The sequence below is a fragment of the Plastoroseomonas arctica genome (assembly GCF_018128965.1).
Classification (GTDB): Bacteria; Pseudomonadota; Alphaproteobacteria; order Acetobacterales; family Acetobacteraceae; genus Plastoroseomonas; species Plastoroseomonas arctica.
The window spans coordinates 114178-133297 of the sequence record NZ_JAAEDH010000009.1 but is presented as its reverse complement, the minus strand read 5'-3'; the positions used below and the strand labels follow the sequence as shown (position 1 = coordinate 133297).

The 19120-nt window shown below is 72.9% G+C and carries 2 protein-coding genes; both read right to left on the bottom strand.

What is annotated here, in order from left to right; translation table 11 throughout:
- Nucleotides 1-20: 20 nt before the first annotated feature.
- Nucleotides 21-3047, bottom strand: a complete 3027-nt coding sequence (locus tag GXW79_RS09950) for a CHAT domain-containing protein (protein ID WP_211874226.1) — start codon at nucleotides 3045-3047, stop codon at nucleotides 21-23.
- Entirely contained in the window at nucleotides 3038-19120 is a 16083-nt protein-coding gene (locus tag GXW79_RS09945; protein ID WP_211874225.1) for a filamentous hemagglutinin N-terminal domain-containing protein, read from the bottom strand. Before GXW79_RS09945 ends, GXW79_RS09950 begins: the two co-directional genes overlap by 10 nt.

The window sequence follows — 19120 nt, the reverse complement described above, 5'->3', positions numbered from 1 at the left end:
ATGCGCCCCGCGAAGGCGCATCAGAGAATGCGCGCGCTGGCGGTGTCGGCCGCCGCGCGGCGCAATGGCGCGGCGGCGGGCGCACGCTTGCCATCGCCGATCAGCGCGAAGGGCGCCCAGTAGTAGGGATGGGCGAAGTTGGCCGGCAGGCGCCGCCCGGCCTCGTCGAGCAGCAGGATCTGCGCGCCGCGCAGCGCGGCCGCGGAGGTGCCGCCCTCCTGGCTCTGGCGGCGAATGGAATCCGCCACGATCAGCGAGGCGGCACCGTCATCGACGGCCCAGTGGGTGATGAGCAGGCCGCGCGCGCCGGCGTAGAAGAACGACCGCGCGAGGCCCGACAGCGCCTCGCCGCCGGCACCCGCCGCACCGCCGGTGTTGCAGGCGGAGAGGATGACGAGGTCCGCGTCCATGCGGATGTTCATCACCTCGGAGGCGCGCATGAACGACGCGTTCGCATCGGCCGCGTTGGCCGGCGGCGTCAGCACGATGGTGGGCTCGGGCAGGCAGTTGATCTCGCCGGCGAGCAGCGCGTGGGTCGCGAGGTGGACGATGCGGTATTGCCCGAGATTGGCCGCGCGGAACCGCGCCTGCGTGAAATCCGCGCCCATGATCACGGAATCCGGGCTCGCGCCGGTGAGCTGGCGCGCGGCGAGCACCTCGGCACGGGTCCCGGGCAGGCGCCCCAGGCCGGTCGCATTGCGCGCATCGGTCCCGCAGCGGTCAGCGGGGAAGCTGCGCGCCAGCTGCGCCTGGGAAGGCGGGGTGAAATCGCCGAAGCCGATATAGGGCAGCGGTGCCGCGGAGCCGCCCGAAGCGGCGCGCAGCGTGGCCAGCGTCTGCGGGCTGGGCACGTGCACCACGGCATGTCGGCGGATCAGGAACGGGGCGGACCCCAGCGTGTCGCGCTCCGCCGGGCCGGCCAGCAGCAGCCCGAAGGGCACCGAGAGCAGCGGCCCGTCGGGGGCGATGATCAGCGTCGCCGCCCCATCTGTCGCCGCGGCGACCGGCGCGATCAGCGCGTCATAAAGCGCGCGCGATTCGGCGATGGAGAATTCCGGCACCTGGCCCTGCTGGTTCAGCTCGATCGAGGCGCGCAGGCGCACCACACGCTGCTCCGCCTCGGTCTCGCCGAGTGCGGTGCGCACCGCACTCACCCGGCCACCGCGGATCGCCATGACGTAGCCGTGGCGCGGGCCGAGCAGCATGGTCACCAGCGCCTCGTCGGGCGCGAGCACCCGCGCGACGGCGGGGGCATCGACGGCGCTCAGCAGCAATTGCCGGTAGCCGGGGGCGGCGGCGGCGACTTCGCCCTCCGCCTCGTTGCGGCGGATCTGCGCGGCGTTGATGCGGGCGTCGAGATCGGCATTGCCGGCGCCAGCGGAATCGCGTTCGGCGAACAGGGTGCGCAGAGCGCGGTCGGCCTCCTGCAGGCCGCGCACTGCCTCAGCCACGCGGGGGTCGCCGCCGGCCGCGCCAACGCGCGCACTCGCCTGCTGGACGAAGCGCGCGGTGGTGCCGCGCTGGGCGAGCTGGGCGGCGGCAAACATCTCCGCCCGCAGCGCCTGGTCCTGCCCAGCGTTGGAGTTCGCCTCCTCGTCGAGCGCGTCCAGATAGGGGATCACCGCCTCGACCGGCAGCGCGACCTGGCGGGCGCGGACGATGGCGGCCCCCGCGCGGAAGGCGGACAGCGCCTCGGCCCGCCTGCCGGTGACGAAGCGCTGGCGGCCGGCGAGGAACAGCGTGATGGCCTCGGGACGTTCGCCGGGGACGGCGACGGCGAAGCGGTTCGCGGCCTGTTCGAGCAGGCGGGCCGCGGAATCCGCGCGTCCGCTGCGCGCCTCGGCATCGGCCTGGGTGCGCAGCGAGCGGCCGATCGTGACCGTCGCCTCCAGCCCGGCATTGCGCAGGATGCCGCGCGACTGCGCGATCAGCGCGCCGGCCTCGCCCGAGCGACCCGCGCGCACCATGGCGAGTGCCCGGTTCCGCTTGGCCTCGGCGAGACCCAGGATGGCCGATTGCACGACGGGGTCGGCGACCACGCCGGCGCCGGCGCCTTCGGCCAGCGCCTCGGCGGGCATTTCGCGGGTATAGGCCGCCTCGGCGCGCTCGAAGATCGGGATCGCCTCGGCCGCGTCGCCGCGGTTTAGCGCGACCAGGCCGGAATAGTGCAGGTGCCGCGCCGTCGCGATGCGGTCCGCAGCGCGCGGCGCGAGTTCGCCGGCGCGATCGAGCAGGATCTGGGCCTCGCGCGCGCGCTGCTGGTTCGAGATGTTCACGGCGAGGCCGAGCAGGGCGCCCACGATGTTGGGGTTGTCGCGCCCCAGCACGCGTTCCTGCACGGCCAGCGCGGCCCGATAGGCTTCCTCGGCGCCGGTGAAGTTCTCGGTCTGGTTCAGCTCGGCGCCGAGCCGCATGAGCTCCTCGTAGCGGCCGACATCGCCGGTGCGGAAGGCATCCGCCGCGAGGCGCGTGACGGCAAGCTGCATGGCGGCGGAGCGCGAGCCGGCATCGGCCCCGCTCGCCTGCTGGCCCAGGGCCAGGCGTTCGATCACCGGTGTGGCCGTCGCGACGCCGTCGGCGACCACCGGCCCGTCGGGTCCCGCTATCACGAGGGCGATATGCGGCCAGCCTCCGGCGCGACGCGTGCAGGTTAGCAGCCTCGCCGCGGCACCCGAGCCCACCGTGGTGCTGGTCGGCGCGCCGCAGGTCACCCGCTGGTCGAGCCAGGAGCGCCACAACCCGCCGGCGGCGAGCTGGTCAAGATCGCCGGCTGAGGTCGAGCCCGAGAGCTGGATGATGCGCGCCGCCGCCTGGCTCCAGCCGCCGCAATAGACTTCCTGCGCGCGGCGCACGGGGCGGTCCGCCGGCGGCTGCCGGCCGGTCTGCACGGTGCAGGCATCGCCGCGCGAATCATTGCCCGCGGGCTGGCCCGCCTGGGTGCCGCCGCGGCCGACATAGGCCTCGGGCGGCGGCGCGGCGCAGGCGCCGAGCAGGGTCAGGAGCGTCGCGGCGATCCAGCGCCCGGGCATCATGTGTCTCAGCGACATTCGGGGTCGCTCGTCAGCGCCAGCGGGTCCCGGCATTTGTCGGAGTCGTCCCGCACGCTCCATTCCTCGGCGACGTTCGGGCTCACCGCGTCGGGGTCGCGGCCGCCGACGCCGAAGACCAGCGGCGGGATCGAGGGCACGGTGACAGGGATCACGATCACCTGCGTGGGTGCCACGCAGTTGAACGAGGAGATGACGCAGTCATTCACCCGGAAGCGGGAGATCTCCGACCCCGTGGCCGGCCGCGTCGCATCCGCGAGGCTCGCCGTGGCCTGGCCCTCGAGGCGCCGCCCGAAGGGATCCACCAGCACGCCGGTGCCCTGGCTGCCGCCGCCGCGCCCATGCACGCCGACCCGGCCGGCGGTGTTGAAGACGGCGGTGAAGCTGCCGCCGTCGAGCAGCAGGAAGACCGGGCTTTGCAGCGCGTCGAGGCGGACCTGCGCATTGCCGGCTGGCGCATTGCTCGAGGGGCCAAAATCGCCCGGCAGGTCGGCATTGGGCGTGCGCACCTGGGTCGGCTGGTCATTGACAGGGACCCCGAAGATATCGGCCTGCACGATCGTCAGCGGGTCATAGCCGGCGAGGCTCTGGCGGGTGTCGTAGACGACGCCCGGGAAGGTGCCGGCGTTGCGGCTGCGCACCACGGTGGGTGCGCCGGTCGAGATGCCGGCGGCACCGGCGAAGACCACCACGCGGCCGAGCGTGTAGTTGCCGCCACTGAGGGCCAGGAAGCCCGGCGTGCGGAACTGCGCGGCGTTGGCGTTCACCACCGGGTCGTTGAGGTTCATCGCGCCGGCGGCAGTGACGCTGACCAGTTCGGTCGCGTTGAAGGTGGTGCCCGAGATGTCGGCGGTGGAGCTCGAGCGCAGCAGGATGGTGTGCGCCGAGAGGCTGCCGCTGTTGGTCTGCAACGCGCCCGAGGTCACGTCGATGACCCCCGGCGCAGCGAGGCCGGCCGCAATGGCACCGCCCGCGAGGCTGAACACCCCCCCGGTCGTGGCGTTCACGATGGGCGCCGTGACGCCGCCCTGGACGAGGATGCCGCTGCCGCCGAACAGCGTGACCGTGCCGGCCGAGGTGAGCTGCCCGCCCGGCGCGATGGTGAGCAGGCCGCCGGCGGTGAGCGAGATCGGCGCCGATAGCGCGGTCGCCACGTTGAAGGTCAGCGCGTTGCCGGTGGTCAGGCGGGTGGCACCGCCACTCGCGATGCCCGACTGCACCGTGAAGCCGGCGCCGCCCTCGGTGATGTCGATGGTACCGCCGGCGACAAGGCTGTTGGCGCTCACGCTGCCGTCCGACGAGGTGCCCGCCGCGAGCGCGGTGAAGCGGTTCTCCGCCCGGTCCAGCACGATGTTGCCCGAGGGCGCGGAGAGGGAGAGGTTGTTCGCCTCCACCGCGCCGCCCTGCTGGATGATGCTGCCGGTCCCGGCCAACGCCGGGCCGTCGAAACCCGGCTGGGTGCGCAGCACCACGGTGCCGCCGCGGATCAGCGTGCCGCCCTGGCCAGGCTGGCCGATGGTGATGCCGGGCGCTTCCAACGTCACCGCGCCGGAGGGTGTCCCCGTCGTGCTGCCCGCGCCCACCAGCCCGACCACCAGGGTGGGCAGGCCAAGGCGGATGTTCACCGTGCCGCCGGCGGTGACGCCCGCCAGGATGCCGATCTGCGAGAGATCGTTGATGCTGTTGGACCCGCCGGCGGTCAGCAGCACGTCGCCGCCGGGTGCCGAGGCCAGGAGCACGTCCGTGCGCAGCCGCGCGCCGGCGCCCTGCGTGAGGCTGCCGCTGCCCAGGATCAGCGACGTGGCCGAGGCCGGCCCACCCGCGGCGGAGCCGACATCGACCGGGCCCGTGAGCGCAAGGCTGCCGGCATTCACCAGGACGAGGTCGCCGGCGATGGTGCTGGTGCCGAGGCTCGCAATGGCATTGACCGCGCCGAAGCTCGCGCCGCCGCCGGGAAGCGTCACCTCCAGGCGATTGGCGCGGATCAGGCCGCCCGTCTGCACGATGGCCCCGCTCGGCGCGAAGAGCTGCGCGGTGCCGAGCGCGCCGCCGGCCCCGTTGTCGAGCGTGCCGCTGATGGTGAAGCCCGCGGCATTGCGCAGCCGAAAGACGCCCCCCGCCGCGGCCCCGCCGCCGGCCAGGCTGCCGACCTGGTTGAGGTCCGGGCCGCCCGAGGCCGCGCTGCCGCCATCGAGCAGGGCCGAGCCGGTGCGGGCCAGCGCGAACAGGCTGCCGGCGATGATCGGCGCGCCGGCGGCCTGGGTGATGGTGCCGGTCTCGGCCGTGAGGCTCACGGCCGCCGCGCTGATGCCCGGTGCGATGATCTGGAAGCCGTTCGCGTCGCGGTAGGTGAAGCTGCCCCCGGCATTGCTGCTGCCGGTGACATTGGCGAAATCATTGAGCGCGCTCAGCGTGACCGAGCCGAACGGGGCGGTCGCGATCAGCGTCTGGCCGGAGACGCCGCCCGTGGTCGAGGTGATGGACTGCGTCAGCGCGCGCAGCTCGGTCACGGCGGTGCCGGTCGCGCTCAGCGTCCCGTTGACCGCGATGCCGCTGCCGAGCAGGCGGAGCGTGGTGGTGACGCTGCCCGGCACCGAGGTGGCGCCCGAGATGGTGATCTGGCCTGCGATGGCCGCCGCACCTGCGCCGGTGCTGCGGCCGAGGATCAGCGTCGGCGTATTGATCGCCGCGAGCTCCGACGTCGTGAGCGACAGCGCATTCGGATCCTCGACGCCGAGCGAAATGCCGCGCGGCGTGGCGCCGAGCGTCAGCTGCTCGATCCGCACCTCGCCCGCCGTGGCGTTCACCCCGGCGGCGATGGCCATGGCATCGGCGCGCAGCTGGACGTCGCCGGCGGTCGCGGTCACCGCCGCGTTCAGCGTCAGCCCCGGACCGGTGAGGAAGGCGGTCGTGCCGCTGACGCCGGCGATTGTGGTGGTGGCGCCGCCATGCAGGGCGACGTTGGCGCTGCTCACCACCGTCATCGCGGTGCCGGAGAGGATATCCACGCGCCCGCCGATCGCATTGGCCGAGAGGTTGGTGATCGCGTTGCCCGGGTTCTGGATGTCGATCGCGCCATTGGCCTGCACCGCGAGCCCGCCGGTGATCGTGCCTGTGGTCTGGGTGACCGGGCCGGTCGCGCTGGTGAGCGTGGTGAGGCCCGCGGTCATCGCGCCGCGGAGATCGACCGGGCCGCTCGCCGCGACGATGATGGTGCCCGCGGGCGCGCCGAGCACGCTGGTCGCCTCGAACACCGGCGTGCCCGTGACGTCGAGGCGCAGCACCTGGCCAGAGCCGACCGTGACGGTGCCGGCAACGCTGAGGTCGCGGCTGTTGCGCAGCGTGAAGCCACCGCTGCCGCCGCTGCCGGAGGCGAGCGTCGTCACCTGGTTCCAGGCCGTGGTCTGGCTCGCCGCCGCGTCGCCGGCATTGAGGCTGACTCCGGCGGTGGCATTCGCGACCAGGCTCGGCGTCGTGATGATCCCGGCATTGCCCTGCGTGATGCCGCCGGCGGTCGCGCTGAGCGTGACGGTGCCGGCGGTGAGCGCCCCCTGGATCGCGAGGCTGGCCGCGGTCAGCACGATGGCATTGCCGGGGGTGCTGAGCGGGCTCGTCACGGTGAGGCCCACGGTGCTGAGCAGGGCGAAATCAGCGCCGAGCGTGAAGGCGCCGGTGCTGCTGACGACGTTGTTCGCAGTATTGAGCGCGACGCCGCCTGTGGCCGCTCCCGACAGCGACGCGCCGGTGACGATGCCGGTCGCGAGCTGGGTGATGCTGCCCGACAGCGCGTTGAGCGTGACGGCGCCGAGCGTGGTGGCGTTGACCGTGCCGGCCAGGCTGAGGCTCGCCGCCGTGAGGGCCACGCTGCTGGTGCCCGCGCCGCCGCCGCTGGAATTCGCGCGCGTCACGCCGAGCGCACCGGTGCTGGTGACCGCGAGCGCGCCGCGCGCCTGGGCGTCGAGCGTGGCGATGCGGTTGGCCGCGGTGAGGGTGACGCCGGCATCGAGGCTGCGTCCGGCGAGGAGCAGGTTCGTCGTGCCGCCGCCGGTCCCGCCGAGAATGCCGGCCGCGGTCTGGGTGATGCTGTCGGCCGCGGTGCCGGCGGCAGCACCGGCGTTGAGCGTGATGGTGCCCCCGGCGAGCGAGGTGATGGCGCCGTTCAGCACGATCGCCCTGCTGGCGTCGAGCGTCACATTGCCGGCCGTGGCGGTGACCGCGGCATTGGCCGTGATCGCGCCCGCGGTGCCGGTGATGCCGACATTGCCGGTATTTGCCGTGACCGCCGCACCGAGTGTCACGCCGCCGGCCGACAGCGTGACGCCGGTCTGGCCGGTGATGGCGGCCGTGGTCGCGAGCGTCGCGGCACCCGTGATCGAGACCGCGCCACCCGCGTCGCTGATTGCGCCGCCGATGGTGACGGTGCCGGTATTGGCGATGGTGAGCGCGTTGGTCGTCGTCACCGTGAGCGTGCCGGCTGCCGTCGAGGTGAAGCCCACGCCGCTGATGGCGAGTGCGCCGCCGGTGATGCTGATCGGCGCATTGACCAGGGTGGCGCCGGCCGAGCTCAGTGTCGCGCTGCCGTTCAGCGTGGTGACCGAGGCATTGATCGTGAGGTCGCCGACCGTGGTGATCAGCCCGAGCGGGCCGCTTTTCAGCGAGATCGCGCTGTTGATGGTCATCGTGCCGGCCGAGAGCGTCAGCCCGCTGGCGGCGTTGATCGTCGCGTTCACGTTCAGGATAGTGGCGCCGTTGATGGCGATGCTGCCGGTCGTGGTCAGCAGCGCGCCGCCGATCGTCACCGTGCCGGAATTGGCGATGGTGAGGTCGCCATTGGCGACCGTGATGGTGCCAGGCGCGGTGGAGGTGAAGCCGGTGCCAGTGAAGCCGGCATTGCCCCCGGTGACGGAGACCGGGCCGTTGACGAAAGTCGCGCCGGCGCCGGACGCGAAGGTTGCCCCGCCGGCCAGCGTGGTGACGCCGGCGTTCAGCGTAAGGTCGCCCGCGGTGCTGGTGAGCGCGGCCGCGCCGGTGGTGGCGGTGACGGTGGCGCCGGTGGTGACCGAGCCGGCCGTCAGCGTGACGCCGGTCTGGCCGGTGATGGTCGCCGTGGTCGTGAGTGCGGTGGCGCCGGTGACGGAGACGCTGCCGGTGCTGTCGACCACCGTTCCGCCGACGGCGACCGTCCCGGTATTGGCGATGGTGAAATTGCCGCCGGCGACGGTGAGCGTGCCCGCGCCAGTCGAGGTGAAGCCGGCGCCGGTGAAGCCCAGCCCGCCACTGGTGACGTTCACCGCCCCGTTCACCGTGGTGGCGGCGGCCGAGGTGAAGCTCGCCGAGCCATTCGCGACGGTGAGCCCGGCATTGAGCGTGATGGTGCTGACGGTCGCCGTCAGCGATGCGTTGCCCGCACCCGTCACCGACAGCGCGCCGCCGATCAGCAGGCTGCCGGCGCTCAGCGTGAGGCCCGTCTGACCGGCGATGCCGGCCGTGGTGGTCAGCGTGGTCGCACCGGTGACGGAGACGCTGCCGGTGGTGTCGCTGACCGTACCGGCGATCCCGACGGTGCCGGTATTGGCGATGGTGAGATTGCCGCCCGCGACGGTCAGGCTGCCGGCGCTGGTCGAGGTGAAGCCCACGCCGGTGAAGCCCAGGCCGCCGCCGGTGATGCTCACCGCGCCGTTGACCGTGGTGGCGGTCGTCGAGGCGAAGGTCGCGCCGCCATTGGCGACCGTCAGCCCGGCATTAAGTGTGATGCTGCCGGTGGTCGCCGTCAGCGCCGCGTTGCCGGGGCCGGTCACCGACAGGGCACCACCAATGAGCAGGCTGCCGGCGCTCAGCGTGAGGCCGGTCTGGCCGGTGATGTTGGCGGTGGTGGTGAGCGTCGTCGCGCCGGTTATGGAGACGCTGCCGGAGGTGTTGCCGACAGTGGCGAGGATATCGACCGCGCCGGTGTTGGCGATGGTGAGATTGCCGCCGGAGACGCTCAGCGTGGCGTTGGCGGTCAGGCCCACGCCCGTGAAGCCCAGCCCGCCGCCGGTGACGCTGATCGGCGCGTTCACGGTCGTGAGCCCGGCCGAGCCGATGGTCGCGCCGCCATTGGTCGTGGTCAGGCCGGCATTCAGGGTGATCGCGCCGGTGGTCGACGTCAGCGCGGCGGTCCCGGTGCCGGTCACCGACAGGTCGCCACCGATGAGCAGGCTGCCGGCCGTGAGCGTCAGCCCGGTGCTGGCGGAGATGGCCGCCGTGCTGGAGACGCTGGTCGCCCCGGTGATGGAGACCGAGCCGGTCGAATTGGTCACCGCGCCACCGATGGTCACGGTGCCGGTGTTGGTGAAGGTGACGTTGCCGCCCGCGACGGTGATCGTGCCCGCCGCGCCAGAGGTGAAGCCCGCTCCCGAGAAGCTCGCCCCGCCATTGGTGACCGAGATTGCGCTGGTCACGCTGGTGCCGCCGGCGCCGGCGAAGCTGGCCCCTCCCGACAGCGTGGTGACGCCGCCCTGGACCGAGAGAAGCCCGGCCGTGCTGGTCAGCGAGACGGCACCGGTGGTCGCGGTGATCAGGCGCTCGGTCGTGACCGTCCCGGCCGAGATGGTGACGCCGGTCTGGCCCGTTATCGGCGCGGTGTTGTCGAACACGGTCGCGCCGGTGATAGAGACGCCGCCGCCCGTGGCGTTGATGTCGCCGCCGACCGTCACGGTGCCGGTGTTGGTGAGCGTGACGTTGCCGCTCGCGGTGATGGTGCCAGCACCGATCGAGGTGAGACCGGCGCCCGAGAAGCCCGCGTTGCCGCCGGTGACCGAGACCGCGGCGTTCACCAGGGTCCCGCCTGCGCCGGCGAAGCTCGCGCCGCCGCCCAGCGTGGTGATCGTGCTGTTCAAGGTCAGCGCGCCGGAGGTCGCGGTGAGCGAGGCGGCACCTGCGGTCGCCGTCACCGCCGCGCCGATCGTCACGGTGCCGCCAGACAGGGTCAGCCCGTTGGCCGCGGTGATCGTAGCGCTGGTGGTGAGGCTGGTCGCGCCAGTCAGGCTGAACGCCCCGCTGGTCGAAGCCGAGGCGCCGTTCACGCTGAGATTGCCGTTGGTCACCGCGACGTTGACGCTTGAGCCGCGCAGCTGCGTCACCGCGACGGTGCCGCCATTGGCATTGAGCGCGAGCGACACCGCGCCGGCGCTGCTGATGTCGAGCGTGGTGATCAGGTTCGACCCGCCGACATTGACCGCGCCGCCATCGCTGGTGCCGCCGGCCAGGCCGCGCAGCGTGAAGCTGGAGGCGCCGATGATGCCGCCCCCGCTGCTGGTGAGCCCGGCGATGCGCGCATCGATCGCCTTGCCGGTGGCGGTGAGGTTGCCGTCGAGCGTGAGGCTCGCCCCGATCAGGCGCAGGCTGCCGACCGTGCCGGGCACCGCGATGCCGGCGGCGTTGACCGTGATGGCACTCGCTTCGGTGCCGTTGAAGCGGCCGATGACCAGCGTACCGGTGGTGACCTGGTTCAGCTCGGCCTGGGTGAGCGAGAGCGTGTTCGCGACCTCGGCGCCGAGGGTGATCGGGCGCGGCGCGCCGCCCAGGGTCAGTGTCTCGAGTGCCACGGTGCCACCGGTCGCGGTTATCGCGGCGCCGAGCGCCATCGTGTCGGCCCGCAGCGTGATGGTGCCGCCGGCCTGCGCGGCAATCGCCGCGTCGCTGGTGATGGAGGACGCTTGCAGAAACACATCGCCGGCGGCGCTCGCGCCATTCACGTTCGTCACGCCGCCACCAGGAACCGGCCGGCTGCCAGCCGACGTGACGCTCAGCGTGCCGGTCGTCGCGACCCGCAGATCGCCGCTGGTCGTCTGCGCGGCGAAGAGGTTGAGGGTGTTGGCCGGCGCACGCAGGTCGATGGCGCCCCCTGCGTTCACGATCGTGCCAGTGCTCGTGGTCAGGCTGGTCGAGGCGCTGTAGGTGCCACCGACGCCGGCGGCATTGTCCGGCTGGATCACGCTGCCGGTCGCCGAAAACACCGCGATCGACGCCGAAACCGCGCCGGGCAGGCTGATATTGCCGTTGGACAGCACGGTCAGGCTGCCCGATGTGGTCAGCGCCGCGTTGATGGTGACATCGCCCGCGGTCACGCGTGCCCCGATCAGCGTCTCGCCGATCGTCAAGGCAACGCCCGGCGCAGTCAGCCGCGCGAGCGTGGTCGCGTCGAAGCCGAGCGTGGTGCCGGTATCCGCGCTGCCGATCTCGATCGCCTGGCCGGCCGTGCGCGGGCCGACCGCAATGGAGGAGCCGCTCACCGCCACGCCGGCACCAAGCGCGAGGGCGTCGGTGCGCAGCACCAGAGCGCCGCCCGCGGTGATCGGGCTGCTCACGCTGGTCAAGCCGGCGGCCGAGACCGTGATCGCGCCGCCGGCGGAAAGCCCGCCGATCGTCGCGGTGCCGGTAACGGTCGCGGCATTGATGCTGCCGAGCGTCACGCTGCCCGATTGATCGATGTTGATCGCGCCGGTGGTTGCCCGCAGCGCCAGCGTGCCGCTCAGCGCATTGGTGCCGGCCGCGAAGTCCAGCGTGGTGCCCTGGGCCGCGAGATTGCCCGCCGTGATGCCACCGCCGGTCTGGGTGACCGCGCCGGTCGCGGAGGTGATGGTGGTCTGGCCGCTGCCGGTGTTGATCGTGCCGGCGAGCGTCACCGTCCCGTTGGCGGCGAGTGCGAGAGAGGCGCCGGTGATCGCGCCCGCCGTCTGGCTCAGCGTGCCGTTGCTCGCGATCAGCACCGCGCCCGCAACGCCAATCGCATTCGTCAGCGTCAGGGCGGGCGTCGTGTGGAAGGTGAAGTCGTTCCCCGCGCCGGTGACGGTAACGGCGCCGAGCGTGCCGACCTGGTTCCACAGCGTGGGCGTGGCGCGCCCGGCATCGCCGGCGTCGAGAACAACGCTGCCGGCGGCCGAGACGGTCAACGCGGCGGCCGTGATCCGACCGGCGCTGGTCTGGGTGATGCCGCCCGTTGTGGCGGTGAGGCTCGCCGTGCCGGCGCCGGCATTGACCGCGCTCGTGAGCGACAGGCTGGCGGCGGCGAGGCTCACCCCGGCGCCGGATGCGCCGCCGACCACCAGGCCGGCGCCGTTGCTGGATGTCACGGCGAGCGCACCGGTGGCCGCGGCGGTGAGGCTGCCGATGGCGTTGGCCTGCGTCAGCGTCACCGCGCCTCCGGCCGAGGAGCCGGGCCCGCCGGTGCCCTGGATGACGAGCGCGGTGCTGCCGGCGCTGCTCGGCCCGATGCTGCCCGACGCATTCTGGGTGACCGCGCCGCCGCTGGCGAGCGTCAGCGTATTGGCCAGCAGCGCGCCGTTGACCGCGAGGCCGCCCACGCCGGTCGCGGTGAGCGTGGCAAGGTCCGAGGCGAAGATCCGCGCCTGCTGGTCGATGCTCGCCGCGGCGAGAGTGATGTTGCCGCCGCGCGACTCGATGCCGCCGGCGACCGTGAGGCCCATCGTGCTGGCGAGGCCGATATTGGCGGTGGCGAACAGCCCGCGCGTGGTGTCGGCAAAGCCATTCGCATTGGTGCCCACGGTGACGCCGCCGACCACGCTGCCGATCGCGTTGCTGCCGGCGGTGAGCGAGATGGCGCCGCCGCGCGCGATGGCCGTGAACTCGGCCGCGCTGATGCCGCCGCCGGTCTGGCTGATCGCGGTCGCGGCGTCGAGCGTGACGCGCCCGGTGCCAGGGGTGCTGGCGATGAGGGTGGTGGTGCCGAGCACCAGCGCCCCGCTGGTGCTGGTGAGTGCAAGCGAGCCGGCGGAGAGACCCGCATTGAGCGTGATGGCGCCGCCGATCACCGCCAGCGTCCCGCTGCCGGTCCGCGTCACGGCGCTGTCGATCGTGGTCGTCGTGGCGGTGACGGTGGCCCCGCCGTTGAAGGTGCTGCGGCCGAGCCGCACCGTGGTCGCCACCGCATTGTTCAGCACCGCGGCGGCGACGCCGGTGGCACTTGCCGCGATGGTCGTCGCACTGCTGGGGCCGATCTCGACGGTGCCGCCGCTCGCGCTCAGCACGCCGGCGCCGGTCAGGGTCCCGCCGCCCGCGATCTGCACCGTGAGCGTCTGGCCATTGCCCGCGGCGACATCGTTGTTGAGCGTGATGGATGTGGCGCGGAGAGCCGCATTGCCGGTGGTTGCCGTGATGCCGAGCCCGCCGGTGCCGCCAGCTTCGACGCTCAGCACGCGGGTATCGGCATCGATGACGACGCTGGTGCCGCGCGCCTGGCGGATGATGATGTTGGTGGCTTGGTTGGCCACGAAGATCGCCGCGCTGCTGCGCGCGTCGAGCCGCTGCACCTGGTTGCCGACCTGCGTCAGGTTGACCGTACCGGCGCTGCTGTTGGTGGTGCCGTCGGCGCCGCGGATGACGAGGCCACCGGTGCCGGTGACGATGGTGCCGGCGCCGGCGATGCTGCCCGTAGCGCGCAGCTCGACCGAGCCGGCGCCGAGCGCGGACACCGTGAACGGCGCGTCGACGGCGATGTCGCCATCGGTCACCACGACGAGCCGGGTGGTCCCGGCCGCCACCTGAACGCCATTGCCGCCAGCGGCCGCGGTCACGTCGGTGCCGCGCACGGTCGACCCGCCGATCACCGTCTCGCCGAATTGCAGGCGGCCGGGGGCCGCGGCGATCAGCGCGGCGAGCGTCCCGGTATCGAGGCTCAGCGTGCCCGCGAGCGGGGCGCCGAGCACCATGTTGCGCGACCCGGTGCGCGGCCCGACCTCGATCGCGGCCAGGCCATTGGCCGTGATGAGGCCGGTGAGGCTGGAGATGGCGAGGCTGTCGGCGCGCAGCACGATGCGCTGGCCCGCCACGCCGGTGAGCGTGCCCGCGACCGAGATGGCGGTGCCCGACCCGGTCGTACCCACCAGGATCAGGTCGCCGGTGCTCACCGACAGCGTGTCGCCAATGGCGACGGTGATGGAGGAGGCGGTGAGCGTCAGCGATCCCGCATTGACCGTGTTGCCGCCGGTGTTGAAGGCCTGCGTCGTGGTGAAGGCAAGCGCGCCGGAGACGTTGGCGCTCACCGAGCCCACGACATTCGCCTCGGTCAGCGTCGCACTCGTGGCGTTGGTGACGCTGGCGCCGCCGATGGTCAGCGTGTCGCCCGTGATGATCGCGCCGGCATTCTGGGCAATGGTGCCGTTGGTGCGCAGCGTCACGTTGTTCGAGCCGACGCCGGTGGCGGTCATCGTGCCGGTCAGCGTGATCGCCGTGCTCGCGCCGCCGCCGCGGATGGTGATGTCGTTGCCGGCCGTGAGCCCGACCGCGAGGGTCGCGGCGTCGGAGCGGATCGTCAGCGACCCGCTCGCGCGCGCGCTGCCGATGGACGTGAAGGTGTTGCCGGCCTGGTTGATGTTGACCGAGGTGGCCGCCGTGGTGCCGCCGGCGCTGCCCGCCACGCTGAGCGCGGCACCGGAGATGGTGCCGCCGTTCTGGGTCACGGCGCCGTTGCTCTGCAGCGTGACGGTGCCGGCGCCACCGGCGATCGAGCCGGCGGTCTGGGTGATGTTGTCGGCGGTGATGGTAACGCCGTTGCCGGCGAGCGTGCCGGCGAGCGATGCATTGCCCGAACTGGTGAGCGTCAGCAGCCCGGTCGCGTCGGCATTGGTGACGGCGAGGGTGCTGGACCCGGTGTGGATGGTCATCGCGCCGGTGCTGCGCGCATCCGTGACGGCGTCGATGGCGTTGGCCGAGCGGCCGAGGGTGACCGCGCCCGAGCGGGTGCCGGGCGTGATGCCGCCCAGGGTGAGCGTGGCGCCGGCCATGCTGCCGCCGGTCTGCCCGATGGTGCCGTCGGAGCGAAGCGTCAGTGCGCCGCCATTGCTGTCGACGCTGCCGCCGGTCTGGCTGATGGCGCCGGCTGCGCTGATGCTGACGCCATTGCCGGCGATGGCGCCGGTGAGCGTGGCGGTGGTGCCGGTCGCGAGCGTCAGCAGGCCCGTCGCGTTCGCCACGCCGACCGACATCGCGCCGGCGCCGCCATTGATGGTCATCGCGCCGGTGCTGCGCGCGTCGGTGATGCCCGCGATCGCGTTGGTGGCCTGGTTGAGCGTGACCACGCCCGAGCGCGTGTTGGAACTGCCGGCGATGGTCAGCCCGCCGGTCGTAATGGTCCCGCCCGACTGGCTGATGGTGCCGTTGCTGAGCAGCGCGACGTCGCCGGCGCCGGCATTCACGCTGCCGCCGGTCTGGGTGATGGAGGTCGTCGCGCTGATCGCGATGTTGGCGCCCGAGATCGCTCCCGTGAGCGTGGTCGCGCCGGTGCCGGTGAGCGTCACGTCGCCCACCGCATTCACCGTGGCGATGGACGCCGCGCCGCTGCCGGTGTGGATGGTGAGCGCCGCGCCCGAACGCGCCTCGGCGACGGTGGCGAAAGCGTTGCCGGTGCGGTTGAGGTTGATGCTGCCCGCCGCCGTGCCAGTGCCGCCGGCGCCGACCGCGGTCAAGCTTCCGGCCGCCATGGTGCCGCCGGACTGGCTGATCGTGCCGGCAGCGGCGAGGGTGAGGCTAGCCGCGCCGCCGCTTGCCGTGATCGCGCCGCCTGTCTGGGTGATGTTGGCGGTGGTCGAGGTGAGGGCGATCACCTGGCCGGTGATGATGCCGTCGAGCGTGACGGTGCCGTTGCCGGCGATGGCGACGCCACCGGCGCCGCCCGCGATGGTGCCCGTGCTCTGCCCCACCGTGCTGCCGATGGAGGTGACGCTGACCCCATTCGCCGTCAGGTCATCGCCGATGCTGACGGTGCCGCTGCCGCGGATCGACAGCGCGGTGCTGCCGGCGGTGTTCAGCGCCGTTGCGATGGTGACGTTGCCGGCGGTGGTGGTGCCCGCAGCGTCCACCCCAAGCGCGAGGGTACCCGCACTGACCAGGTTCAGGGTCGTGGCCGAGAGCGACACCGTGCCTGCCGTGCCCGTGCCGCTGATGCGCAGCGCGGAGGAGGCGGTGTCCGCGCCGATCCGCACGGTGCCGGTGCCCGCGGCGCTGACCACGCCCGAACCAGTCAGAACACCACCACTGCGCAGTTCGAGGCCCACGATGGCACCGCTGCCGCCGGTGACGCCCGCATCGAGGGTGATCGAATCGCCGCGCAGCGTCACGTTTGCGGTGCCGGAGACGCCGCCGCCCGCGCTCGCGACCACGAGGTCGGTGCCGGAATTGCCCAGCACGCTGACCGCGCCCGAGGTGCTGCTGATCGCACGGTTGATGGTGAGCGTCGCCCCGCCGCTGGCGACGTTCAGCGTGCCCGCGGTGAGCGCGTTCAGCGTGCCGATTGCGTTGGTGCTGCGGTTGAGGTCGAGGCTGCTGGCCGAGGTCGCCGCACCCGCGGTGCCGCGCACGGTGAGCGTGCCGGCGGCGATGCTGCTGGTGCCGGATTGGGCGATGGCGCCGTCGGAGTTCAGCGCGAGCGTGGCCGCCCCGGTATTCGCCGTGATGCTGCCGCCGCTCTGCGTGATGGCCCCGGCGGTGATGGTGACGCTGGGTGCCGCGATGGTGCCGGTCAGCGTCGCCGTGCCGGTCGCGGTGAGCGCGATGGAGGTGCTGGAACTGGCATCGGCCAAGGAGACGGCGCCGGCGCCGGCGTTGACGGAGACCGCACCGGTCGCCTGCAGGACGGTGATGCCGGTGATGGCGTTGCCGGTCTGCCCGAGCGCGATGGAGGTGGCGTTGCTGGCCCCGCCCGTCGCACCCAGCGCGCTCAGCGCGCCGGTCGTGATGGTCCCGCCCGACTGGCTGATGGTGCCGCTGGCCTGCAAGGTGAGGCTGGCCGCCCCGCCGCTCGCGCTGATCGCGCCAAGCGTCTGGGTGATGGCGCCGCTGGCTGCGGTCAGGGTGATGGCCTGGCCGGAGATGTTGGCGCCGACCGCGACGGCGTCGCCGGCGAGCGTGACCGCGGCCGTCCCGCCGACCGCGCCGCCGATGCTGAGGCTGGTGCCGCTGTTGGCGGTGATGCTCACGAGGCCGGAGCTAATGCTGACCGCCTGCGCGACGGTGAGGGTGGGGCCGCCGCTCGCCACGTTCAGGGCGCCGGCGGTCAGGGCGTTGAGCGTGGCGATGGCGTTGGTGGTGCGGTTGAGGTTGAGGGTGCCAGCTGAGGTCGTGCCGCCCGCCGTCCCGCGCACGGTCAGCGTGCCGGCCGCGATGGAACCGCCGCCGGATTGCGCGATGGCGCCGGCGCTGTTGAGGTTGACCGCGCCGCCGCCCGCATTGGCCGTGATGCTGCCGGCCGTCTGGGTGATCGACCCCGCCGTGACCGTGACGCTGGTCGCGCCCGAGAGCCCGCCGCCGAAGCTTGCCGCGCCGGTCGCCGTCACCGACGCGCTGCCGCCCGCAGCGACGCTGCCGCCGGTGCTGACGAAGCCGCCATTGAGCGCCACGCCCGAGGCCGCGATGGTGAAGGCGCCCGCCGTATTGGCCGCGAAGCTGCCGGCGGTGAGCGAAATGCCCGCGCCGATCTCGATCCCCGTCAGCCCGGCGGTCCCGGCCGCGGCCAGCGTGTTCAGCGTCAGGTCACCGGCGAGCTTGGTCACCGCCGCCTCGACCGTGATGCCGAGCGTGGCTTCGAGGATCAGGTTGCCCGTCACCGCCGCGATGTCGGCCGTGCGCACCAGCACCGCGCCGGTGTCGGGCGCGGTCACCGCGCTGACCGTGCCGCCGGCCGCCGGGGCGCCCGGCGCGACCGTGTCGGAGCCGCCGGCGGCCGCATTGGTGATCCTGATGCGCTGCGGGTCGAGCAGGATGGAGCCCATGGCCCCGTTCGTCGCCGTCACGTCGACCGGCGCCTGGTTGATCGTCAGGACCCCCTGGCCGGAGATCTCGACGAAGCCGCCATTGCCGCCCTGCGCGCCGCCGCGGGCCGAAAGCGTGCCCTCGACCAGCGTCGCCTCGGTGGAATTGATCGCGATGGTGCCGCCCTGGCCGAGCACGGTTGCGTCGGCCCGGATGACGGCACCCCGTTCCACCGTGGTGCTGCGCGCCATGGTCTGGTTGCGCCCCACACCCGTGGTCCCCACCAGCACGGTGCCGCCGCCAGCCCCGCCCGAGGCATCGACCACGGCGCCGTTGGCGACGCGCACCGCCTCATTGGACTGCGCCGCGATGGCGCCGCCTCGCTGGCCGGCCGCACCCGTGGCCTCGATCCGCCCGGTCACATCCACGCCGCCGCCGGTACCACGCAGCGCCACCTGGCCGGCCTGCCCGGCCTCGGTATTGGCGCGGATGGTGCCGGTGTTGCGTACCAACCCCTCGACCAGATCGCCAGCCGCCGCGGCGGTCAGCAGCACGGAGCCGCCATTGGCCTCGATCAGGCCCTCATTGGTGACGACACCCGCACCACCGCCGCGCACCGCCTGGGTGATGTCGATGCTGATCAGCCCGTCGCCCGCGAGGTCGAGCGTGAAGGCCTCAGCCCCCGCGAGCACGACGCGCCCCAGCCGGGCGCGGATCTCGCCGGTATTGGTGACGCGCGGCCCTGCGAGCACCGCGATCCCGCGATCCATGACGGTGATGCGGCCATCGTTGCGCACCTGCGCGCCCGGGTTCGCCGGCTGGTCGAAGCGCATGCGCCCGGCCATGAAATTTTCGTTGGTGATGCCCGGCGCCGTCGCGATCAGCGACCCGACATCGACCTGCGCCCCGCGCGCGAACACGATGCCCGACTGGTTGACCAGGGCCACGCCACCATTGGCAGTGATCCGCCCGGCGATGACGGAGGGATCGGGCCCGACGACGCGGTTCAGCGTCCAGCTGCCGGCCCCCGGCTGCTGGAACTGCACCGTATTCCCCGCACCCACCGAGAACCCCTGCCAGTTGATCGCGGCGCGGTCGGTGCTCTGCGTGATGGTGGTGCGGGTGCCGGACTGCGCGATGCCGGCCTGCCCGGCCACCACCTGCCCGCCGGTCGGCGCCTGCGCCTGGGCGGCGAAGCTTGCCAACGCCACCGGCAACAAAGCGGTCGTGCGCAGCAGCCAGCCGCGCGATGCTGCGACGGGACCAGTCTGTGGGGTGTTGCGCAGGGAAGCAGAGGCAAGCGGCCGGGGGGCAGCGCGCTGGGCCAT

Excerpts from the sequence above, each read along its gene's own strand:
- GXW79_RS09950 (WP_211874226.1), bottom strand. The coding sequence starts at position 3,047 with ATGTCGCTGAGACACATGATGCCCGGGCGCTGGATCGCCGCGACGCTC.
- GXW79_RS09945 (WP_211874225.1), bottom strand. The coding sequence starts at position 19,120 with ATGGCCCAGCGCGCTGCCCCCCGGCCGCTTGCCTCTGCTTCCCTGCGC.